Below are 21,164 nucleotides of genomic sequence, written 5' to 3'. Positions count from 1 at the left end.
GCCGGGTGGCGGCGACCCGGGAATGGACAACCAATCATCCCATCATTCTATGATGTCTCTCATGGCAACCGAGGAAACCCGCACGACAGACACGGCGACGCGGACCGGGGACGCGCCGCCCACCGCCTCCGACGGCGCGGCCGGCGCGCCGCACGGCGCCCCGAAAGCCGTGGCGGGCGCCACGCGCGCGTGGGGCACGCGTCTGGTCGTCGTCGGTATCGTGCTCGCCGCGCTGAACCTCCGCCCTGCCATCACCAGCCTCGGTGCCCTCCTGGAGGAGGTCCGCGACGGCCTCGGCATGAGCGGCAGCGTGGCCGGGCTGCTCACCTCCGTGCCCCCGCTCTGCTTCGCCGTCTTCGGCGTCATGGCGCCGCGGCTCGCCCGCCGCTTCGGGCCGGGCGCCGTGGTGTGCGCCGGTATGGTCGCGATCACCGCGGGTCTGGCCGTCCGGCCCTATGTCGGGGGCACCGCCGGATTCCTGGCCGCCAGCGCCCTGGCGCTCATGGGCATCGCGGTCAGCAACGTCCTCATGCCGGTCATCGTCAAGCGCTGGTTCCCGGACCGGGTGGGCTCCATGACCGGCCTGTACTCGATGGCCCTCGCCCTCGGCACCTCGCTGGCCGCCGCGGTCACCGTGCCCATGACCGACGCGCTCGGCGGCAGCTGGCGCACCGGGCTGGCCGTATGGGCCGCGCTCGCCGCCGCCGCGGTGCTGCCGTGGCTGTCGCAGGTCCGGGACCGGCGGACCGACTCCGCGCGCGAGCCGGCGCACGCGGCGGACCAGCGGCCCACGGCGGCTCCGCTGCGGATCACCCGCAGCCGTACGGCCTGGGCACTCGCCGTCTTCTTCGGGCTCCAGGCCACCGCCGCCTACATCACCATGGGCTGGATGGCGCAGATCTTCCGCGACGCGGGCGTGCCCGCGGGCACGGCGGGGCTGCTGCTCGCCGTCACCATGGTCATGGGCGTACCGCTGGCCTTCGTGATCCCGCGGCTGGCCACCCGGCTGCCCCGCCAGGGACCGATCGTGCTGGCGCTCGGCGCCTGCGGCCTGGCCGGCTACGCGGGCCTGTACCTGGCCCCGGCCGGCGGCGCCTGGGCCTGGGCACTGCTGCTCGGCATCGCCAACTGCGCCTTCCCGCTGGCCCTCACCATGGTGGGCATGCGGGCCAGGACCGGCACGGGTGTCGCCCAGCTCTCCGCGTTCGCGCAGAGCACCGGGTATCTGATCTCCATCCCCGGGCCGCTGCTGGTCGGGGTGCTCTACCAGCACAGCGGCGGCTGGGGCCTGCCCATCGCCCTCATGGCCGGCCTGATGATCCCGCAGATGGCAGTGGGCGTGCTGGCGGGCCGCAACCGAACGGTCGAGGACGAGGCAGCCCGCTGACAGCCTGGGTGCTGTCTGGTGGTCTCGGTCCGGGATCCGTCCGGTGCTGTTGACGGTCCGGGTTTCGTCCGGCCTCGCGGACGGCCGGGGAGTTGCCGGGTGCCGCTGATGGCCCGGATCATCTGGCTCCACCCTGTTCATGGCCCGGGATCCGGCTGGTGCTTCTGATGGTGCGGGCGTCGCCCGGCCTCGGCCGCGGTCCGGGTGCCGCACGGCGCTGCCGACGCCCCGGGAGCCGTCGGGCCCCGGCGGCCCGGGGACCGGCAGATGAGCCGATGGCCCCGGGAGCCGCCTGGCCCGCTGTGACAGCCCCCGGACCCCGGCCGGCGTTCGGCCGCGACCCGCCGTGTGGTTTCCGGTGCCCCGGCGGTCCGGGCGTGGGTCCGGGGTGCGAGACTGACCGCATGCCCGTGCTCGATCCGAACCCCCAGAACGGCCAGAAGAAGATGCTGATCGTCTTCGGCTCGTTCTTCGCCATCTTCGTGCTCATCGCCATCGTCGCGACCATCGCGTCCCCCTGATCACACCTCCGGCGGCCGATGGTGGGGCCAGCCCCACCATCCCCTAGGGGGTCAGTGTCAGGGTGAAGTGGGTGGATCACCGGATGGGTCGGCACCCGCGGATTGCCTACCTTCGAGAGGTGACCGCGACAGGCGGTCACCGACCACTCGGAGACCAGCGGAGGCGATCATGCCGGCCCGTACGCACACCCGGCCTCACCCGGCGACCACGGGCGGCGTCGACATCCGGCTGCCCTGGTGGGCGCTGGCCCTGCCCGTGCTCGCCTTCGTCTCCCTGCTGGTGCTGCTCCTCAACCCCTCGGACGCCCAGGCGGCCACGGGCGACCCGGCCGTCACCCACCTCCTGGAACGCGTGCAGCAGGTGCTGACCCGCTGACCGGGGGGCGGCCGGGCCGGTACGGCCGCGTGTCAACTCCCTGCGCCCCATGGCCTGTTTCATGCGAAGCTGGATCTCATGAGCGTCGCAGAACCCCGTAGGATCGTCCTCTTCCGGCATGCGAAAGCCGACTGGCCCCAGGTGACCGACCATGAGCGGCCGCTCGCCGAGCGGGGCCGCATGGACGCGGCAGTGGCCGGCCGCAGACTGGCCGACAGCGGAATCTCCTTCGACCTGGCCCTGTGCTCCACCGCGGTCCGGACCCGCGAGACCTGGAAGCTCGCCGTGCAGGAGCTCCCGCACCGGCCGAGGACCGTCTACGAGGAGCGGCTCTACGAGGCCTCGCCCGGCGAGATCATCGCCGTCCTGAACGAGGTCCCCGACGACACCCGGAACCTGGTCCTGATCGGCCACAACCCCGGTGTGCACGGCCTGGCCGAGATCCTGTCCGGTGCCGTCGACGGCGCCGCGGGCGAGCGGATGAAGCGCCGCGGCTTCCCCGCCGCCGCCTTCGCCGTGCTGACCTTCGACGGCTCGTGGAAGGGCCTGGAGCCGGGCGCCGCGGCGCTTGCGGACTACTGGGCGCCCTCCGACTGACCTCCGTACGACCTCGACGGGGCCCGGCGCCGCCGGACCCCGAGCCGGGCCGGAGGCTCAGTCCTCCTCGTGGGCGTCCGCCGCCTCGACCTCTTCGCGGGTGATGCCCAGCAGATACAGGACCGTGTCCAGGAAGGGAACGTTCACCGCGGTGTGCGCGGCCTCGCGGACGACCGGTTTGGCGTTGAAGGCGACGCCGAGACCGGCCGCGTTCAGCATGTCCAGGTCGTTGGCGCCGTCGCCGATCGCCACCGTCTGGGCGAGCGGTACGCCGGCCTCGGCGGCGAACCGGCGCAGCAGCCGCGCCTTGCCCGCACGGTCGACGATGTCCCCGATGACCCGGCCCGTCAGCTTCCCGTCGACGATCTCCAGGGTGTTGGCGTGGGCGAAGTCCAGCCCCAGCCGTTCCTTGAGATCGTCGGTGACCTGGGTGAACCCGCCGGAGACCACGCCGACTTGGTAGCCGAGCCGCTTCAGTGTGCGGATCAACGTACGCGCGCCCGGCGTCAGCCGTACATCGCCGCGCACCTTGTGCACGACCGAGGCGTCCAGCCCCGCCAGCAGTGCCACGCGCGCGTGCAGCGACTGCTCGAAGTCCAGCTCCCCGCGCATGGCGGCGGCCGTCACCTCGGCGACCTGCTGCTCGCAGCCGGCGTGCGCGGCGAAGAGCTCGATCACCTCGTCCTGGATGAGGGTCGAGTCGACGTCCATGACGACCAGCCGCTGCGCCCGCCGGTGCAGGCCCGCGGCGACGACGGCTATGTCGACACCGAGCGCCGCCGCGTCGGCCACCAGGGAGGTGCGCAGCGGTTCGGTCTCCACGCCGGACACCGCGAACTCGACCGCGGTCACCGGGTACTTGGCGAGCCGGAAGATCCGGTCGATGTTGCCGCCGACCTTCGCGATCCGGGCGGCGATGGCGGCCGTCGACTCGGCGGTGAGCGGATGGCCGAGGACGGTCACCAGGGAACGGCCGAGTCCGCGCGGACGGTTGTCGCCGCGCCCGGAGATGATCTCCGCCTGCATCCTCATCGAGTCGGCCCAGCTGTGCACCGTGGCCCGCAGATCACCCTCCAGCCCGGCGGTCGGCTGGGTCACGAGCGCGCAGAGCACCAGTCGGCCGCGGGTCACGACCTGCTCGATGTCGACCACGTCGACGGAGAAGGCGGCGAGGGTGTCGAAGAGGCCGGCCGTGATGCCCGGCCTGTCCTTGCCGAAGATCTTGACGAGGAGGGTGGGGACCTCGGAACTCTGCGAAGTGCTCATGGTGCGTCCACCGTATCCGGCACCCTGTGCCTTATGCCCCTGAGGTCCGCCTGGCGGACACGGAACAATAGGTGTCGAATCGGTGTCGGAAGCCTTGCGCCCACGCTTCTCTTCACCCACGCCCCCGACTGACCGGCCCCGTCACAGCACGCGGCCCGCAGTGACGACAGGACGACCGCGCGCCGCCGCCGGGAGACGCGCTCCTGGCGCCCGTCCGGTTCGCGCTTGCACGGCTTGCCCCGTCATCGGGCGCCCTCGCGTGTTCGCGTCTCCGCACTAGGTGCCGCTGCGGTCCGTAGCTGCGACGGGGTGGTCGCGTGCTGTCGCCCGGACGACGTGGTTCTGGCGATCGGTCGTTCCCCGTCCGGATGGGGCCGTGCGGGCCGCTCCGTCGTCGCCTGCCTTCGCGCGCATGGGCCGTCCCGCTTGCCCCTGCGGTGACCGCGGTCGGCAGCGGCGACGCGTGCCGCCGCCGGGGCCTGGCGCCCGGCCAGTTCGCGGTCGCACGGCCCGCCCCATCATCGGCCGCCCTCACACGTCCGTGTTCCTGCACCAGGTGCCGCCCGGCTCGCCCGCGTGCCGTCCGTCGCGAGGCGCGCTCCTGGATCGGTCGCGCCCGTCCGGCTGCGGCCGCGTAGGGCTGCCCTGTCGCCGACCGCCCTCGCGCGTTCGCGTCTCCGCACCACGTGCCGCCCCGTTCACCCCGCGGCGAGCGTGGTCCGCAGTGGCGACGGAGTCACCCCGTGTCGTCGTCGTGGACGGTCGGTGGAGCGTCCGGTCTCGTTGGGGGAGGCGGGTCCTCGTCGGGGCGGTACCGGGGCCGGGGCGGCGGGTCGAGCGGACGGGGCACCGTGGGGGCACCGTACGTATCGCCGGGCGGCCGGAGGTAGGGATTCGTACCGGGGTCGGGCGGTCGGTACGGCGCCCCGGGCCGGTACGGCCCGCTGCCCACGGCGTCGCCGAGCGGCCCGTACGCAGGCCCGCCGGCACCGCTCGCCGGGTCGCCCAGGGCCAACGGTGCCGCCTGCCGGCCCGCGGCCCCGGACACCCAGGCGAGCAGCGCGCCCGCCGCCCCCGCCCCGGCACCCCACGCGGCCCCGAGCAACAGGGCCGTACCGAGACGCCCATGCAGTTCGACGCCGGCGCCGAGCGCGTCGAGGCCCAGCACGGACAGCGAGGCGCCCACGGAGACATCGGCCAGCCAGGCGAGCAGCGGCAGCGTCAGCGCGGTCGCGACCCCCAGCCGCAGCGCACAGCGCCCCGCGAACCCGGCGACGCCAAGACCGTACGGACCGGGACCTCCCGCCGTCCCCGGGCCGCCACGCGCCCCCACCGGAGTCCGCACCGCGGTCAGCACCCCCGCCGACAGCATCATGAGCGCCGCCGCCACCCCGAGCAGCCACACCCGCCCGTCCAGCTCGGCCAGCCGCCCGAGCGTCACCGGCTGCTCGGGCCGCCCGGCGAGGAGCCGGTCCAGCGGATCGGGCAGCAGCACGGTCAGGGCGCCCATGGCCCGGCCGTCGAAGGGCACGAACAGCCCGAGGGGGACGCCCAGCCACACCCCGTTGGGCGCGCCGAGCAGCGCCGCACCGGCGATGCGCCGGGGACGGTCGTCGCCGATCGCCGCGTACGCCGCCGCCGCGAGCCCCGCCACGACGGCCACGACGAGCACACCGACGAGGGCCGAGACCGCCGGCCGGACCACCCGGTGCACGGCGTCCAGGCCGCGCGGCAGGGGAGTGCGGCGCGAGGCGAGCAGCGCGATCAGCAGCACGCCGGTGGACCAGCCCAGACCGCCGAGCAGGGTGGGCGCCGTGTCCACGGTGAAGCCGACCGCCGCCTTCGCGTCGATCAGGTCGCCGATCCGGTCGGGCAGCAGCCCGCCGATGTCCCCGAGGTCACCGAGCCCGGGGACACCGAGGCCACCGCCGCCCGAACCGGGCAGCTCGTCCAGCCCGAGCGCACCGCCGTCGATCGTGACGACATCGTGCCCGGCCCAGGCGAGCCCGCCCAGCATCGCCACGAACAGCGCGACCACCGCCCCGGCGCGCGCGAGGAGTTCGGACGGGGCGAGCACAACTGCGGACGCGCGCAGGGACCGCAGGAAGAACCACGACAACAGCAGGGCACCCACGAGGCCCACGCCGAGTGGCGTGATCTCGACGGCCGTATGTGTCGCCGCGCCTTTCAGCCCGAAAGCGGACAGATCTCCGGACGGCGAGAGGGAACCACCCGCCCCGAGCGCCACAACCGCCGCCGTCATCGGGCCCAGTGAGCCGGTCGAGTCGGCCTCCAGCAGATGCAGACCGAGCGCGGCCGTGCCCGCCATCCCGATCAACGCCCAGCTCACGGCGGCGATCGCGGACAACAGGACATCTCCCCACGGCAGCCGCCCGCCGTGCCGCTCGGTCCCGACTCCCATGGCAGACCCCCCGATCCGCGGCGCGGCCGTCGGCCGCGCATGCCCCCCTCGCGGGGGATTACCACTCTCCGGGCCGGTTTCAACCCCGTCAATGGAGGAAGTCGAAGCGCTGGTACGCGCTCGTGACAAGGCCCGACTTTCGGTCAGAGGTACGAGCCTGGAATAGTTCCCCACGATGTTCGACATCCCTAGACTCCCTGCGACGGGGGAAAATCGGGGGACAACTCAGTGGGGCATGGAGTGCCGGAACTCGTACTGCAATCAAACGGACAGACCTGGACGCTCGACCCGTCCAGGCCCTACACCCTCGGACGCGATCCGCAGGGAGACATCGTGTTCGACGACGCCAGGGTCTCCTGGCGGCACGCCACGGTCAGCTTCAACGGCCGCAGTTGGGTCATCGAGGACCACGGCAGCACCAACGGCACCTTCGTGCAGGGCCAGCGGATCCAGCAGCGGGAGCTCGGTCCCGGCTCGGCCGTGCACCTCGGCAACGCCACCGACGGGCCGCAGGTGACCCTGTCCGGTGCCGCGGCCGTGGCCGCGCAGCCGCAGCAACAGCCGTACGCGGCCCAGGGCGCGGGGGCCGGCTGGGCCCAGCAGCCGCAGCAGCCGGACCGGCAGCAGCCGCAGCAGGCGGTCCAGCAGCCGTCTATCCCGCAGCAGCAGGGCCCCGACGGTGGCGCGGGGGCGCCGCCGGTCTACGGCGACCGCAGCCCGACCACGTTCCACCAGTTCGCGCTCGGCCGCGTGATGCGCATCGGCCGTGCCCTGGAGAACGACCTGGTCGTCTCCGACCTCCAGGTCTCCCGCAACCACGCCGAGTTCCACGCGACGCCCGACGGCCGGATGGAGATCCGCGACCTCGGCTCCCACAACGGCACGTACGTCAACGGCCAGCCGATCGCCAAGGGCGGCTCGGCGCTGCTCGGCCCGAACGACATCGTCGGCGTCGGTCACTCCACCTTCCGTATCATCGGCGACCGGCTGGAAGAGTTCGTCGACACCGGTGAGGTCTCCTTCTCGGCCCGCCATCTGACCGTCACGGTCGACGGCGGCAAGCAGATCCTCAAGGACGTCTCCTTCGGCGTCCCGGAGAAGTCCGTGATCGCGGTCATCGGCCCGTCCGGTTCGGGCAAGTCGACGCTGCTCAAGGCGCTCACCGGCTACCGGCCCGCCAACCAGGGCGAGGTCCTCTACGACAACCGCGACCTGTACAAGCAGTTCGCCGAGCTGCGCCAGCGCATCGGTCTGGTCCCGCAGGACGACATCCTGCACAAGGAGCTGACCGTCAAGAAGGCCCTCAAGTACGCGGCCAAGCTGCGCTTCCCGGCCGACACCACGGCCGCCGAGCGCGAGGCCCGCATCGACGAGGTGCTGCGCGAGCTGAAGCTGGACATCCACAAGGAGAAGAAGGTCACCTCCCTCTCCGGCGGCCAGCGCAAGCGGGTCTCGGTGGCCCTGGAGCTGCTCACCAAGCCGTCGTTGATCTTCCTGGACGAGCCGACCTCCGGTCTCGACCCGGGCATGGACCGCGATGTCATGCAGCTGCTCCGCGGCCTCGCCGACGACGGCCGCACGGTCCTCGTCGTCACCCACTCCGTCGCCGAACTGGCCCTGTGCGACAAGCTCCTGGTGATGGCCCCGGGCGGCGCGGTCGCCTACTTCGGCCCGCCCGAGGAAGCGCTGAACTTCTTCGGCTACGACACCTGGGCCGACGTCTTCTCCGCCTTCGAGAACTACCGCGACTACGACTGGGCCGGCCGCTGGAAGGGCTCGCAGCACTACCAGATGTACGCCGCGGACATCGACGCGGTCGCGCCGCAGTCCGTACAGGTGCCGCCGATGCAGGCGATGAGGCCGCCGAAGCCGCAGGGCTGGATGTCGCAGTTCGGCACGCTGGTACGCCGCTACGTCTCGGTGATCGTCTCCGACCGGGGCTTCCTCGCCCTGATGGTGATCCTGCCGGCCGTGCTCGGCGCGGTGAGTCTGCTGATCGACGCGGATCGGGGGCTGCTGCCCAACCCGCCGCGCGCCAACGGCCAGATCGTCCCCAACGGCACCGCGACCACTGTCCTGCTGATCCTCGCGGTCGGCGCCTGCTTCGCCGGCGCCGCGAACTCCGTCCGTGAGCTGATCAAGGAACGGGTCATCTACGAGCGGGAGCGCGCGACCGGCCTCTCGCGCTCGGCCTACCTGATGTCCAAGGTCTTCGTGCTCGGCATGATCACCGTGCTGCAGGGCCTGCTGGTCGGCGTGATCGGCTTCGCGAGCCGGGAGCTCCCGGAGGAGGGCCTGGTCCTCGGCGGCGCCACGCTGGTCGAGCTGTCGCTGCCGATCATGGCGCTGGGCTTCACCTCGATGATGTTCGGCCTGATCATCTCCTCGCTGGTGAAGACGGCCGAGAAGACCATGCCGCTGCTGGTGATGTTCGCGATCATCCAGGTGGTGTTCACGGGCTGTCTGTTCGCCCTGCACGGCTCGATCGGTGTCAACGAGTTCTCGTATCTGATGCCGTCGCGCTGGGCCGTCGCCGCCGCGGGCGCCACGCTGGACTTCAACAAGATCAGCCCGCCGGAGACGGCCGGGGACACCGACCCGCTGTGGGACCACACCGTCGGCGCCTGGGGCATGGACATGGCCGCGCTGATCGCCCTCGGTGTGATCTGCGGCTTCTTCGTGGCGCGCTTCCTGCGCCGCCACGAGCCCGAGGTCATGCGCAAGTAGGCGCGTTGCGGGCTGTGAAGACGGGCCAAGGGCGGCACCCGGTCACCGGGTGCCGCCCTTCGGCGTTCACGACTGAGGCCCGCGCCCGCCTCAGTACGCGCTGTTGACGTTGTCGATCGAGCCGTACCGGTGGGCCGCGTAGTTGGCGGCAGCCGTGATGTTGGCGACCGGGTCGTAGATGTTCCAGGACGTGCCCGTGACGTGGTACGCCTTGAAGGTCGGCGGGATGACCTGGAGCAGCCCCTTGGACGGGATGCCGTTGATGGCGTTGATGTCCCAGTTGTTGATGGCGTTCGGGTTGCCGGAGGACTCCCGCATGATGTTGCGGTGCAGCCCGTAGTAACTGCCCGGGATGCCCTTGCTCTTCATGATGTCGAGGGACTCCCGGATCCAGCCGTCGAGGTTGTTGCTGTAGGTCTTCGCGGCGACCGGCTGGACGTCGAGACGCTGCGCGGACCGGCTCGCGGTCTGCTGCGCGGCGCGCTCCTGGGCGGCCTTCTTGGCGGCCGCGTTCTTCGCGGCGGTCTCGGCCTGCTGCTTCGCGGTCTCGGCCGCGGCCTTCTTCTGCGTCGCGATGGCTTCCAGCTTCACGTTCTGGGCGGCGAGCTGGTCGGTGATGGTTCCCTTGACGTCCTTGATCTGCTCGCCGCTGTACGCCACCTGGGCGGCGGGGACGGGGGCTGAGGAGGAGGTGACGGTCTCCGCGCTGCTGGGAACAGCGGAGAAGGCGACAGCGGCGGCACCGAGGGCACCGACACCGGCGATCGCGATCTTGTGCTGCTTGGTCAGCGTCCGACCGAGATCTCGAGTGCTGATGTTCTTGGGCATGGCAGATGGACCTTTTCGAATAGCGCGGAGGCCGCTTCCGTACTGCGGGGGAAATCGGTTCCTCTCCGCACGGCCGCCGCGGACGGAAATCCGCGGCGTTGAGCGACGGCAGCCATTCTTAGCGGTCGCAAAAACCCATGGCAAAGATGTGACGTACGATTCGCGGTAGTGGATGAGTGAGGGGCAAATCGGGACAAGCTGGAACGTCTTTCCCGCTCGCAGCAGTCCTATTTATCTCCTATATGTCTTCGTAAGTGATCCGCGCCCTATGTGCGGGGTCACACGGACCCGGTGTTACTCTCACGGAGAGTTGCTGTAGCAATGCTCTGTGTGAGGCTTCTCCTCCAGGAGGACGAGATGCACACCGCCGAACTCCTGCCACGGGCAGAGCCCACCCAGCACGACCTCGTGACCCCGGCTGCCCGCCCCGTCCGGCATCGGCTGTGCGAACGCCGTCCGACATGCCGACTACGGCTGGTCCCGCTCCGTGCAGGCGTAGCGGATGGGGCGCCCGTGCTCCCGCAGCAGCCCGGTGACCTCCGTCCCGGACTCCCGCGCCTGCCGCAGCCGCATACACCCGCTCGCCCAGCGGCTCCTCCAGCGCCGGCCGTGTGCCGTCCGGCAGCCGCCCTCATGTACCCGCGGGCCCGCCCGCACGCGCGCGTGGTGTCTCCGCCGTCCGGATCCCAGGGGTCCGCCCGTCACCGCGGCGGCCAGCGTCGGCGAGGCGTTCACGACCGGCAGACCCCCGGCCCACAGCAGCCGCGCGACACGAGCAGCCGTACGGCTCACCCGACACCCGCAACGCCGGCCCCGTCACCTCTCCAGCAGCGACGACGCCCCGTACCGGCCGCTCGCCGGGCGCTTGTCCAGCAGCCGCAGGAGCGCGGGCGCCCGCAGCCCCGGCTCCTCCTCGCCCAGCACCGCCGCCAGCTGCTCCAGGGCCGCCTTCGAGGCCCCGTAGCCGCCCCACGTCCTGTACGCCCCGGCCGCCGCGTCCGCCCTGCGCAGCCCGTCCAGGGGCAGCGCGGCCAGCCGCACCAGCGGCCCCGCGCCCAGCGCACGCGCCGCGGCCACCGGCTCGGACCCGTGCCCGGCGTCGGCGACCTCCCCGGTCCTGGCCTCCCCTTCGACGCACCCGTGGTGATCGCTACCGGCATGACAACCGGCCCCTCGGTCTCACCCGCCTCGGAGACGGGCCGCAACGCTCCGGGGCCCGGTACCTACACCGGTGGTCCTACGCCCACCGGCCCAGCCTCGGTGGTCACCGGGCCGATCCGCGCTGTCGTACCCCGCCGGTACCGTGAGGACATGAGTCACGGCCCCCGGTCCGGCCTCGCCGCGGTCAGTTCCGCGCTCCTGGCCATGAGCAGGCACCTGGAGGTGCGCGACGTCCTCAAGACGATCGTCGCCTCGGCCCGCGAGCTGCTCGACGCGCACTACGCCGCACTCGGCGTCCCGGACGACCACGGCGGGTTCGCCCAGTTCGTGGTCGACGGCGTCAGCGACGCCCAGTGGAAGGCCATCGGCCCGCTCCCGCGCCAGCACGGCATCCTGGCCGCGATGCTGCACGAGACCACCCCCGTGCGCCTCGCCGACGTCCGCAAGGATCCGCGCTTCGAGGGCTGGCCCGCCGCCCACCCCGAGCTGTCCGACTTCCTGGGCCTGCCGATCCGCGACGGCGACGAGGCCATCGGCGCGCTGTTCCTCGCCAACAAGCGGCGCCACCCGAAGGAACACCACCCGGACCCCGGGCAGGCCGGCGACTGCGGCTTCACCGAGGAGGACGAGGAACTCCTCGCCATCCTCGCCCAGCACGCCGCCATCGCCCTGACCAACGCCCGCCTCTACGAGCGCAGCCGCGAACTGACCATCGCCGAGGAACGCTCCCGCCTCGCCCACGAACTGCACGACGCGGTCAGCCAGAAGCTCTTCTCGCTGCGCCTGACCGCCCAGGCGGCGGCCCGCCTCGTCGACCGCGACCCGTCCCGCGCCAAGGGCGAGTTGCAGCAGGTGGCCGCGCTCGCCGCGGAGGCGGCCGACGAACTGCGCGCCGCCGTCGTCGAGTTGCGGCCCGCGGCCCTCGACGAGGACGGCCTGCTCGCCACCCTGCGCACCCAGATCCAGGTCCTCGACCGCGCCCACACCGCGCGCGTGACCTTCGCGAGCACAGGCTTCCGCGCCCTGCCGGCCGCCCAGGAGGAGGCCCTGCTGCGCGTCGCCCAGGAAGCCCTGCACAACGCCCTGCGGCACTCCGGCGCCGGGCACGTCGACGTGACCGTGAACCGGCGCGGCGGCGGGGCCGTGCTGCGCGTCACCGACGACGGCGGCGGCTTCGACCCGCACTCCGTGCACCGCGCGGGACGCCATCTCGGCCTGGTCTCCATGCGCGACCGGGCGAACGGCGTCGGCGGCGCGCTGACGGTGGAATCGGCGCCCGGCAAGGGCACCACGATCGAGATGGAGGTCCCTGGTGGCTGACGCAATCAGAGTCGTGCTCGTCGACGACCATCAGGTCGTCCGCCGGGGACTGCGCACCTTCCTGGAGGTGCAGGACGACATAGAGGTCGTCGGCGAGGCCGCCGACGGCGCCGAAGGGGTCGACCGTGCCGAGGAACTGCGCCCCGACGTCGTCCTGATGGACGTCAAGATGCCGGGCATGGACGGCATCGAGGCGCTGCGCAGGCTCCGGGAACTCGGCAACCCCGCGCGCGTGCTGATCGTCACCAGCTTCACCGAGCAGCGCACGGTGGTCCCGGCCCTGCGCGCGGGCGCCGCCGGATACGTCTACAAGGACGTGGACCCCGACGCGCTCGCCGGCGCCATCCGCTCCGTGCACGCAGGACACGTCCTGCTCCAGCCGGAGGTGGCCGGCGCGCTGCTCTCCCAGGAGGAGACCAACTCCGGCCAGGGCCGCGGAGGTTCGCTCACCGAGCGGGAGCGCGAGGTGCTCGGCCTGATAGCCGACGGCCGCTCCAACCGGGAGATCGCCCGCGCCCTGGTGCTGTCCGAGAAGACGGTCAAGACGCACGTCTCGAACATTCTGATGAAACTGGACCTCGCGGACCGCACCCAGGCCGCGCTGTGGGCCGTCCGACACGGCGTGACCGGCTGAAACGCCCGCCGAGAGGCTTCGACACCGGCAGCACGAATGGTTCCGTCGCGGGCTGAGATTCATACCGTCGTGGGAATGTCACCCGCATGGCGCACCCTCTGTGGATCTCCGGCGTTCTCCAGTGCGTGCCGCGGCGACTTGCCGCGGTGATCGCCAAGGAGGGCTTAGAAGTGAAGAACCTGAAGAAGGCAGCGGCCGTGACGATGGTGGCCGGTGGCCTGCTTGCCGCCGGCGCCGGGATGGCCTCCGCCACCGACGGCTCGTCGGCCGACGGCAAGGCCGAGCACTCCCCGGGCGTCGTCTCCGGGAACGTCATCCAGGCCCCGGTGCACATCCCGGTGAACGCGGTCGGCAACAGCGTGAACGTCATCGGTCTGCTGAACCCCGCCTTCGGCAACCTCGGCCTCAACGGCTGACAGCGGCGTCAGCGACCGCCGGCCTCCCGGAACCCCGGGAGGCCGGTCTGTTTGTCGTCCGATTCATTCGATCGGGCTGTCGGTCGCGCAGCTCCGTACCGCCCGGACCTCACCGGCGTTGATCAGCGTGCGACCCACGTCGGGTCGGATACGCACACGCAGGAGGAACGTTTCCATGAACATTGCCAAGAAGGCCGCCGTTGCCATGACCGTCGCCGGTATCGCCGCGGGCGCTTCGGCCGGTGCGGCCTTCGCCGACTCGGGAGCCGTGGGCGCGGCCGAGAACTCCCCGGGCGTCGGCTCCGGCAACGTGGTTGAGGCCCCGGTCCACGCCCCCGTCGATGTCACCGGCCTCAGCGTCAACGTGATCGGCCTGCTGAACCCGGCGTTCGGCAACCAGGGCGCCAACGGCTGACAGTCGAAGCGGGGGTCTGGGGGCGACAGCCCCCAGATACGCCCGCACCAACAGCCCAGAACACCCGGGCACCGCTCACCGCACCCCCCGCTCCCGCTCCTCCACAACGGAGTTGTACGCAGCGACCTGTGCCCGCCGCGCCGTCCGCTCCACCGGTCGCAGCGCGGCCCCCCGCGCCGCCATCTCCGACGCGCTCACCGCCCCGCCGTGCCCGTTCTCGTACGCCAGCGAGACCAACAGGCCCACCCGCCGCGCCAGCTCCAGGACCCGCACCGCCCGCGGCGGATACCCCGGCGCCAGCACCTCCCCGCCCAGCTCGGTCCGTGCCCGGTACGCGTCGATCGCCGCCTCGGCCACCGGGCCCGACCCGGCGAGATCAAGCTGCGACAGCACCTCAGTCGCCTCCCGCAGCGCCTCCGCCAGCTCCCGCTCGGCCTCGCCCAGCGACGGCACGTCGGCGGGCGGCGCCTCCCGCACCGGCAGACAGCGCCAGACGACCTCGACGTGCGCATCGCCGTCCGGCCCCGCCTCGTACACCTCGGGCACCAGCCCGAGCGCCGCACCGTGGCAGACCACCGCCTCCTCGGCCTCCAGCGCCCGCGCGTTGAACTCGGGCGGCCCGCTCAGCCCCAGCGGATGCCCGGGCTGCGGCAGCGCCACCCGCAGCCCCGTCACCCCGAGCGCCCGCAGCCGGCCAAGACCGAGGGTGAGACCGACCGGCGCCGGCTCACCCGGCAGCCCCTCCAACCGGTGCACGGCGTCCTCGGCCACGATGGCGAGCACGGCGTCGTCCGGGGAGACAAGTCCGGCCAAAAGGGCATTTCCCCAAGCGGCGAGGCGTCCTGAACGCGGTTCCGAGAGCATGCCCCCACCCTAAGGACCGGACCGATGGAATGGAGCGCGGCACCGGTGGCGTAGATTTCGTAGGGGCTGCGCCCACCGGCGCGGCGGACCGAGCCACTGGCGACCGCGACAGCGCCGAGACCGGCCACAACGACCGGCCACAATGCAAGGGGAGACAACGCGCTCATGAGCGATGTTCTGGAACTTCAGGACGTATCGGTGGTCCGCGAGGGCCGGGCTCTGGTGGACCAGGTCTCCTGGTCGGTCAAGGAGGGCGAGCGCTGGGTCATCCTAGGCCCCAACGGCGCCGGCAAGACCACCCTGCTCAACGTCGCCTCCAGCTACCTCTATCCCAGCAAGGGCACCGCCACCATCCTCGGCGAGACCCTCGGCAAGCCCGGCACGGACGTCTTCGAACTCCGCCCGCGCATCGGCGTGGCCGGCATCGCCATGACCGAGAAGCTCCCCAAGCGCCAGACCGTCCTGGAGACCGTGCTCACCGCCGCCTACGGCATGACCGCCCACTGGCAGGAGGACTACGAGGAGGTCGACGAGCAGCGCGCCCGCGCCTTCCTCGACCGCCTCGGCATGAGCGACTACCTCGACCGGAAGTTCGGCACCCTCTCCGAGGGCGAGCGCAAGCGCACCCTGATCGCCCGCGCTCTGATGACCGACCCCGAACTGCTCCTCCTCGACGAGCCGGCCGCCGGACTCGACCTCGGCGGCCGCGAGGACCTGGTCCGCCGCCTCGGCCGCCTCGCCCGCGACCCGATCGCCCCCTCCATGATCATGGTGACCCATCACGTCGAGGAGATCGCCCCCGGCTTCAGCCATGTCCTCATGATCCGCCAGGGCAAGGTCATGGCCGCCGGCCCGCTGGAACTCGAACTCACCTCCCGCAACCTCTCCCTGTGCTTCGGCCTCCCGCTCGTCGTCGAGCAGGTCGGCGACCGCTGGACCGCGCAGGGCCTGCCGCTGTCCTGACTTCCCTCGCACCCTGTCCGACCGGGGACCCACGGCCCTACCATGACCACGTGGACAACATCGACGCATGGGTGTGGTGGCTGATCGGCGCGGCGGCGCTCGGAATTCCGCTCGTCATCACCGCGATGCCGGAGTTCGGCATGTTCGCGGTGGGCGCCATCGCCGCGGCGGTACTCGCCGGCCTGGGCTTCGACGTGGTGGTCCAGGTGCTCGCCTTCGTGGTCGTCTCGGTCGCCCTCATCGCCGTCGTACGGCCCATCGCGAACCGGTACAGCAGACAGCGGCCCGAACTCGCCACCGGGGTGGACGCGTTGAAGGGCAAGCAGGCCGTCGTACTGGAGCGCGTCGATGCCTCCGGTGGCCGGATCAAGCTCGCCGGGGAGGTCTGGTCGGCACGCGCCCTCGACACCGGCCGAGCCTATGAGGTGGGTCAGGAAGTGGACGTGGTGGACATCGAGGGGGCCACGGCGATCGTCATCTGACCTGGCGGGACTCAACTGCACCGAACAGACCACGAGTTGTCCGACGGTCTGTCAGACTCGACCAGCAAGATCTTCAACAACATAAGATCTTCCGAAAGCGCCGAGGCGGAGAAGGGTACGGGGAACGACGATGGAACCGGTCATCATCGTCCTGATCATTCTGGTGGTGTTGGTCTTCATCGCCCTGATCAAGACGATCCAAGTCATCCCACAGGCCAGCGCGGCCATCGTCGAGCGCTTCGGCCGCTACACGCGGACACTGAACGCGGGCCTCAACATCGTCGTCCCGTTCATCGACACCATCCGCAACCGCATCGACCTGCGGGAACAGGTCGTCCCGTTCCCACCGCAGCCGGTGATCACCCAGGACAACCTGGTCGTCAACATCGACACCGTCATCTACTACCAGGTGACCGACGCCCGGGCCGCCACCTACGAGGTCGCCAGCTACATCCAGGCCATCGAGCAGCTCACCGTCACCACCCTGCGCAACATCATCGGTGGCATGGACCTGGAGCGCACCCTGACCTCCCGCGAGGAGATCAACGCGGCCCTGCGCGGCGTCCTCGACGAGGCCACCGGCAAGTGGGGCATCCGCGTCAACCGCGTGGAACTGAAGGCCATCGAACCGCCCACCTCCATCCAGGACTCGATGGAGAAGCAGATGCGCGCCGACCGTGACAAGCGTGCGGCGATCCTCACCGCGGAAGGTACGCGCCAGGCCGCCATCCTCACCGCCGAAGGTGAGAAGCAGTCCCAGATCCTGCGCGCCGAAGGTGAGGCCAAGGCCGCCGCGTTGCGCGCCGAGGGCGAGGCCCAGGCCGTCCGTACGGTCTTCGAGGCGATCCACGCCGGCGACCCGGACCAGAAGCTGCTGTCCTACCAGTACCTCCAGATGCTCCCGAAGATCGCCGAAGGCGACGCCAACAAGCTCTGGATCGTCCCCAGCGAGATCGGCGACGCCCTCAAGGGCCTGTCCGGCGCGATGGGCAACTTCGGCCCCCTGGGCGGCGGTTCGGGCAACAGCGCCCCGAGCACAGAACGCCGCGAGAAGCCGAGCATCGACTGATCGACCGGCGGACACCGAGGCCGAGTTCCTCCCCGCGCCCGTCAAGGGCGCGGGGAGCCGCGCGATCAACCACAGACAACCCACGCAGTCGACACCCGATACAAGCCGCTACGGCGACGGGTCAGGCAGCGTCCCGAGCCAACCAGTCAGGCAGCGCCTCGAACTCCTCGGCACCCAGCGCGAGCAGCATCGCATCGGCCGGCGTCGGCTCGAACGGCTCCCGCAGCAGCGGCATCCCCGCCTGCTCCGGAGTCCGGTCGGCCTTGCGGTGGTTGTCCTCGGCGCACGAGGCCACCGTGTTCAGCCAGGTGTCCTGGCCACCCCGGGACCGCGGCACCACATGGTCCACGGTGGTCGCCCGCCGCCCGCAGTACGCGCAGCGGTGCCTGTCCCGCACCAGCACACCCCGCCGCGACCACGGAGCTTGTCTTCGGAAGGGCACCCGTACGTATCTGCACAGCCTGATCACCCGAGGCGCCGGTATGTCCACATCGGCGCCCCGCATACGCAGTTCGGGGTGGGCCTGCTCGACGACCGCCTTGTCCTGGAGCACCAGCACGACGGCCCGGTTCAGCGTCACCGTCGACAGCGGCTCGAAGCTCGCGTTCAGCACCAGCGTGTCCCGCATCCAGCCCACCTCCCGTGTGCACCGCCCACCCCCCGGCGGGCTTGGATCAACTCTGGACGGGCGCGCCGAGATGGACAACGCAATAAAAAATGCCCGCCCCTGATCACTTCCAAGACCGGGGGCGGGCAAACGTTCCATGAACGATCGGCTGATTCGGTGCGCCGGATCAGCCCTTCGCGGGGTTCTCGTACTCGCCGATGAGCTGGGCGCGCGCGATCGCGTGGAAGCGCAGGTCGAAGCCGACGACGGCGGGGGTCACGTCGGCGTCCGCACCCAGCTTCTCCTGGTCCACCGCGTACACCGTGAAGACGTACCGGTGCGGGCCGTCGCCGGGCGGCGGCGCGGCACCGCCGAAGTCCTTCGTGCCGTAGTCGTTGCGTACGTGCACCGCGCCCGCCGGCAGACCCTCGAACGTGCCGCCGCCCGCGCCCGCCGGCAGCTCGGTCACCGAGACCGGGATGTCGAATACAACCCAGTGCCAGAAACCGCTGCCCGTCGGCGCGTCCGGGTCGTAGCACGTCACGGCGAAACTCTTGGTCTCGGGCGGGAAGCCCTCCCATCGCAGCTGCGGCGAGGTGTTGCCGGCCGCGTAGCTCTGAGCGTCCTTGAGCGCCCCGCCCTCCTCGATGTCCTCGCTGGTCACCGTGAACGACGGCACGGGCGGGTGGAAATCATGGGGGAGCGGCCGCCGCTTGAGCTCGGTCACCTCGGTACCTCCTGATCCGTTCCTGCAGAGGGACCCGAGCCTAAGCGCTCCGCTGGACATGCCGCGATGTGCCGTCGGTCGTCTGGCGGCACCATCGTGGCTGGTCGCGCAGTTCCCCGCGCCCCTTCAGGGCGCTGCCGAACCGCAGCGGACTTCACCGGACCTGCTCAGAACCAGTTGCGCCTGCTGCCGACCTCGGACAGCCACTGGTTGAGGTACGCCGCCCAATCGGTCCCGTGGAAGTCGTGCAGCCCCACCTGGAAGGACCGGAAGGTGTCGCTGCCCTCGCTGAACAGCCCGCCCTTCTTGTCCATTTCGAGCACGACGTCCATGGCGTGCTCGTCGGCCACGAAACTCAGCTCGACCTGGTTCAGACCGTGGTACTGCGACGGCGGATAGAACTCGATCTCCTGGTAGAAGGGCAGCCGCTGCCGCGTGTTCCGGATGTGACCGCGCTCCATGTCCGCGTTCTTGAAGCGGAAGCCCAGGTGGATGAACGCGTCCAGGATCGCCTTCTGCGCCGGCAGCGGATGCACATGGATCGGGTCCAGATCACCGGAGTCCACCGCGCGTGCGATCTCCAGCTCGGTCGTCACCCCGATGTGCATCCCGCGCAGCGCCTGCCCGTCGATCATCGTGACCGGCGTCTCCCAGGGGATCTCCAGCCCGAACGGCACCGCGTGCACGGCCCCCGCCTGCAGCTCGAACGCGCCACCGAGCCGCACCTTGGTGAACTCGATGTTCTGCTTGTACTCCTCGTCGCCGCTCTCCACCTCGACCTTCGCCTGCAGGCCCACGGTCAGCCCCTGGATCTCCTGGTTCACGGACCCGCCCTGGATCCGCACCTCACCCTGGACGACGCCGCCCGGCACCACGTTCTCCTCGGTGAGCACCGTCTCGACCGAAGCCCCGCCGGCCCCCAGACTCGCGAGCAGCCTCTTGAACGCCATGACTCTCCCTTTACGTACGGACCCTTGACCCCTACAAACGCGATCAGGGCGCGGCCGGTTCCGCGGCACACCCCGGCACCCGGAAGGTCCCCCGACCACCCCTGGCACCACCCGGCTGGACTACGCTCGAGGGCCATGATCGTGCCCCCGGACCGTACGCCGCTCCCCAGGAGCTTCTACAGGCGGTCAGCATGAACTTCACGGATCTTGCTCACCCGGCTGAAGAAGTCGCCCCCAAGCTGCTCGGTGCCGTCCTCACGCACGAGACCCCCGAGGGAGCCGTGAGCATCACCATCACGGAGACCGAGGCGTACTCCGGTTCGGCCGACCCCGCCTCCCACGCCTACCGAGGCAGGACGCCCCGAAACGCCGTCATGTTCGGACCCGCGGGACACCTGTACGTCTACCGGTCTCATGGACTCCACTGGTGCGCCAACATCGTCACCGGGACAGACGGCATCGCTACGGCTGTCCTCATCCGGGCAGGCAGGGTCGTCGAAGGGGAAGAGCTGGCCCGCGAGCGGCGAGGGGGCAAGGTCGAGAGTGCACGTCTCGCGCGGGGTCCGGGGAACTTCTGCCAGGCGCTCGGCATCACGGCGGAGCACAACGGCACAGACCTGCTGACCGGCGCCTCGGTCACGCTGTCCGCGGGCGAGCCAGTACCCGCCGCACTCATCCGGGTCGGTCCTCGGGTGGGCGTGAGCAAGGCGCACGACTGGCAGCACCGCTTCTACCTCGCCGGAGATCCAACGGTTTCGGCGTACCGACTGAGCCCAAGAGCCAAGTAAACGTCGGGTCTCGGCCCGAAATAGCAAGGAACTGGCCAAAGGGCCGGCCTGCCTCGTCACGGTCCTGGGCGTGGACCGAGCCCTCGACGGCACCACGCCTGTGCCCCCGGTGAGACCCCGCTGAGGGTGGCCACCGGCACCCCCGTACCCCCCGACCAGGTACGCAAGGGTCCGGGTACGGGAGTGTCCGGTGACGGCGGCGTCCACCCCTGGCGCTTCTGGGCCGCCAACGACCCGACCATGAGCCCCTATCGGGCCCAGGTACCCCGGCGTCGCTCAAGTTGACGCGTTCTGGGAAGGTGCGTAACGTAGCCCGAGCCGCTTGACCCGGGTACGGCATTCGCCAGCAGCCGGAAGCGGCCAACCCACTACTTGCGACACCCCTCGGCGAGGGCCGATTCAGCATGTCTGCATGTCTGAATTCAGGAACTCGAACTCGATTATGAGTTGCCGAAGGAATCCGCTAACGTAGTGAATGTCGAAAGGCCCCGCCGACCGGGAATCAGAGCCGAAAGGGTCTGATAGAGTCGGAAACACCGAAAGGGAAGCGCCCGGAGGAAAGCCCGAGAGGGTGAGTACGAAGGAAGCGTCCGTTCCTTGAGAACTCAACAGCGTGCCAAAAGTCAACGCCAGATATGTTGATA

The 21,164-nt window shown here is 70.9% G+C and carries 18 protein-coding genes and 4 pseudogenes; 14 read left to right on the top strand and 8 right to left on the bottom strand.

Annotated features, from left to right (window positions below; translation table 11 throughout):
• Window positions 1-49 precede the first annotated feature (49 nt).
• The 4 genes from CTZ28_RS31975 to CTZ28_RS31960 all read left to right on the top strand — a co-directional run bounded on the left by CTZ28_RS31975 (window position 50) and on the right by CTZ28_RS31960 (window position 2,881).
• Entirely contained in the window at window positions 50-1,387 is a 1,338-nt protein-coding gene (locus tag CTZ28_RS31975) for a CynX/NimT family MFS transporter (RefSeq protein ID WP_121893210.1), read from the top strand.
• A gap of 404 nt (window positions 1,388-1,791) precedes the next feature.
• Window positions 1,792-1,908, top strand: a complete 117-nt coding sequence (locus CTZ28_RS48810; RefSeq protein WP_121893209.1) for an SGM_5486 family transporter-associated protein — start codon at window positions 1,792-1,794, stop codon at window positions 1,906-1,908.
• A gap of 169 nt (window positions 1,909-2,077) precedes the next feature.
• Window positions 2,078-2,284: a hypothetical protein gene (locus CTZ28_RS31965; RefSeq protein ID WP_121893208.1), complete on the top strand. Its 207-nt coding sequence runs from the start codon at window positions 2,078-2,080 to the stop codon at window positions 2,282-2,284.
• 78 nt (window positions 2,285-2,362) lie between these two features.
• The gene (locus tag CTZ28_RS31960; RefSeq protein ID WP_121893207.1) at window positions 2,363-2,881 is read left to right on the top strand and encodes a SixA phosphatase family protein; all 519 of its coding nucleotides are present in this window, start codon (window positions 2,363-2,365) and stop codon (window positions 2,879-2,881) included.
• A 57-nt stretch (window positions 2,882-2,938) separates the two neighbouring features.
• Here the strand turns inward: CTZ28_RS31960 and serB are convergent, their stop codons facing one another.
• Together serB and CTZ28_RS31950 are read right to left on the bottom strand one after the other, a co-directional pair.
• Complete coding sequence (serB, locus tag CTZ28_RS31955) at window positions 2,939-4,147, bottom strand: phosphoserine phosphatase SerB (RefSeq protein ID WP_121893206.1); 1,209 nt, start codon at window positions 4,145-4,147, stop codon at window positions 2,939-2,941.
• A gap of 736 nt (window positions 4,148-4,883) precedes the next feature.
• Window positions 4,884-6,569 carry a streptophobe family protein gene (locus CTZ28_RS31950; RefSeq protein WP_220795464.1) on the bottom strand — a complete coding sequence of 562 codons (1,686 nt, stop codon included), beginning with the start codon at window positions 6,567-6,569 and terminating at the stop codon, window positions 4,884-4,886.
• A gap of 240 nt (window positions 6,570-6,809) precedes the next feature.
• Between CTZ28_RS31950 and CTZ28_RS31945 the strand changes: the two genes are divergently transcribed.
• Window positions 6,810-9,296, top strand: coding sequence for an ABC transporter ATP-binding protein/permease (locus CTZ28_RS31945; protein ID WP_183154689.1), 2,487 nt, complete (start codon window positions 6,810-6,812; stop codon window positions 9,294-9,296).
• A 90-nt stretch (window positions 9,297-9,386) separates the two neighbouring features.
• Here CTZ28_RS31945 and CTZ28_RS31940 read toward each other — a convergent pair whose 3' ends face one another.
• Together CTZ28_RS31940 and CTZ28_RS31930 are read right to left on the bottom strand one after the other, a co-directional pair.
• A complete protein-coding gene (locus CTZ28_RS31940; RefSeq protein ID WP_121893204.1) occupies window positions 9,387-10,124 on the bottom strand; it encodes a transglycosylase SLT domain-containing protein in 738 nt (245 codons plus the stop codon).
• An 816-nt stretch (window positions 10,125-10,940) separates the two neighbouring features.
• Window positions 10,941-11,249: pseudogene (locus CTZ28_RS31930) on the bottom strand (short-chain dehydrogenase); the annotation flags it as partial.
• A gap of 186 nt (window positions 11,250-11,435) precedes the next feature.
• On the opposite strand from CTZ28_RS31930, the gene CTZ28_RS31925 reads away from it, so the two are divergent.
• From CTZ28_RS31925 to CTZ28_RS31910, 4 genes are all read left to right on the top strand, one after another.
• Complete coding sequence (locus CTZ28_RS31925; protein ID WP_121893318.1) at window positions 11,436-12,605, top strand: GAF domain-containing sensor histidine kinase; 1,170 nt, start codon at window positions 11,436-11,438, stop codon at window positions 12,603-12,605.
• Window positions 12,598-13,239 carry a response regulator gene (locus CTZ28_RS31920; protein WP_121893203.1) on the top strand — a complete coding sequence of 214 codons (642 nt, stop codon included), beginning with the start codon at window positions 12,598-12,600 and terminating at the stop codon, window positions 13,237-13,239. Before CTZ28_RS31925 ends, CTZ28_RS31920 begins: the two co-directional genes overlap by 8 nt.
• Before the next feature lie 170 nt (window positions 13,240-13,409).
• The gene (locus CTZ28_RS31915) at window positions 13,410-13,655 is read left to right on the top strand and encodes a chaplin (RefSeq protein WP_121893202.1); all 246 of its coding nucleotides are present in this window, start codon (window positions 13,410-13,412) and stop codon (window positions 13,653-13,655) included.
• A gap of 175 nt (window positions 13,656-13,830) precedes the next feature.
• Window positions 13,831-14,070, top strand: a complete 240-nt coding sequence (locus CTZ28_RS31910; RefSeq protein ID WP_121893201.1) for a chaplin — start codon at window positions 13,831-13,833, stop codon at window positions 14,068-14,070.
• Between the two features lie 75 nt (window positions 14,071-14,145).
• Here the strand turns inward: CTZ28_RS31910 and CTZ28_RS31905 are convergent, their stop codons facing one another.
• Entirely contained in the window at window positions 14,146-14,934 is a 789-nt protein-coding gene (locus tag CTZ28_RS31905) for a hypothetical protein (RefSeq protein ID WP_121893200.1), read from the bottom strand.
• 165 nt (window positions 14,935-15,099) lie between these two features.
• On the opposite strand from CTZ28_RS31905, the pseudogene CTZ28_RS31900 reads away from it, so the two are divergent.
• The 3 genes and pseudogenes from CTZ28_RS31900 to CTZ28_RS31890 all read left to right on the top strand — a co-directional run.
• Window positions 15,100-15,630: pseudogene (locus tag CTZ28_RS31900) on the top strand (ABC transporter ATP-binding protein); the annotation flags it as partial.
• A 317-nt stretch (window positions 15,631-15,947) separates the two neighbouring features.
• Window positions 15,948-16,379: an NfeD family protein gene (locus tag CTZ28_RS31895; RefSeq protein ID WP_121893198.1), complete on the top strand. Its 432-nt coding sequence runs from the start codon at window positions 15,948-15,950 to the stop codon at window positions 16,377-16,379.
• Window positions 16,380-16,509: 130 nt separating this feature from the next.
• The gene (locus tag CTZ28_RS31890) at window positions 16,510-17,448 is read left to right on the top strand and encodes an SPFH domain-containing protein (protein ID WP_121893197.1); all 939 of its coding nucleotides are present in this window, start codon (window positions 16,510-16,512) and stop codon (window positions 17,446-17,448) included.
• 121 nt (window positions 17,449-17,569) lie between these two features.
• Here CTZ28_RS31890 and CTZ28_RS31885 read toward each other — a convergent pair whose 3' ends face one another.
• The 3 genes from CTZ28_RS31885 to CTZ28_RS31875 all read right to left on the bottom strand — a co-directional run bounded on the left by CTZ28_RS31885 (window position 17,570) and on the right by CTZ28_RS31875 (window position 19,732).
• Entirely contained in the window at window positions 17,570-18,076 is a 507-nt protein-coding gene (locus tag CTZ28_RS31885) for an HNH endonuclease (protein WP_121893196.1), read from the bottom strand.
• A 166-nt stretch (window positions 18,077-18,242) separates the two neighbouring features.
• Window positions 18,243-18,782: a YbhB/YbcL family Raf kinase inhibitor-like protein gene (locus CTZ28_RS31880; RefSeq protein WP_121893195.1), complete on the bottom strand. Its 540-nt coding sequence runs from the start codon at window positions 18,780-18,782 to the stop codon at window positions 18,243-18,245.
• A 167-nt stretch (window positions 18,783-18,949) separates the two neighbouring features.
• A complete protein-coding gene (locus tag CTZ28_RS31875; RefSeq protein ID WP_121893194.1) occupies window positions 18,950-19,732 on the bottom strand; it encodes a sporulation protein in 783 nt (260 codons plus the stop codon).
• A 135-nt stretch (window positions 19,733-19,867) separates the two neighbouring features.
• On the opposite strand from CTZ28_RS31875, the pseudogene CTZ28_RS31870 reads away from it, so the two are divergent.
• Both CTZ28_RS31870 and CTZ28_RS48800 read left to right on the top strand, forming a co-directional pair.
• Window positions 19,868-20,520, top strand: a pseudogene (locus tag CTZ28_RS31870) (DNA-3-methyladenine glycosylase).
• Window position 20,521: 1 nt separating this feature from the next.
• Window positions 20,522-20,805 (top strand): annotated as a pseudogene (locus tag CTZ28_RS48800) (DNA-3-methyladenine glycosylase); the annotation flags it as partial.
• Window positions 20,806-21,164: the final 359 nt, after the last annotated feature.

It is taken from the genome of Streptomyces shenzhenensis (assembly GCF_003688995.1).
Taxonomy (GTDB): Bacteria; Actinomycetota; Actinomycetes; order Streptomycetales; family Streptomycetaceae; genus Streptomyces; species Streptomyces shenzhenensis_A.
Note: the sequence above shows the minus strand (reverse complement) of the source record. Positions and strands in the feature narration are given on the sequence as shown.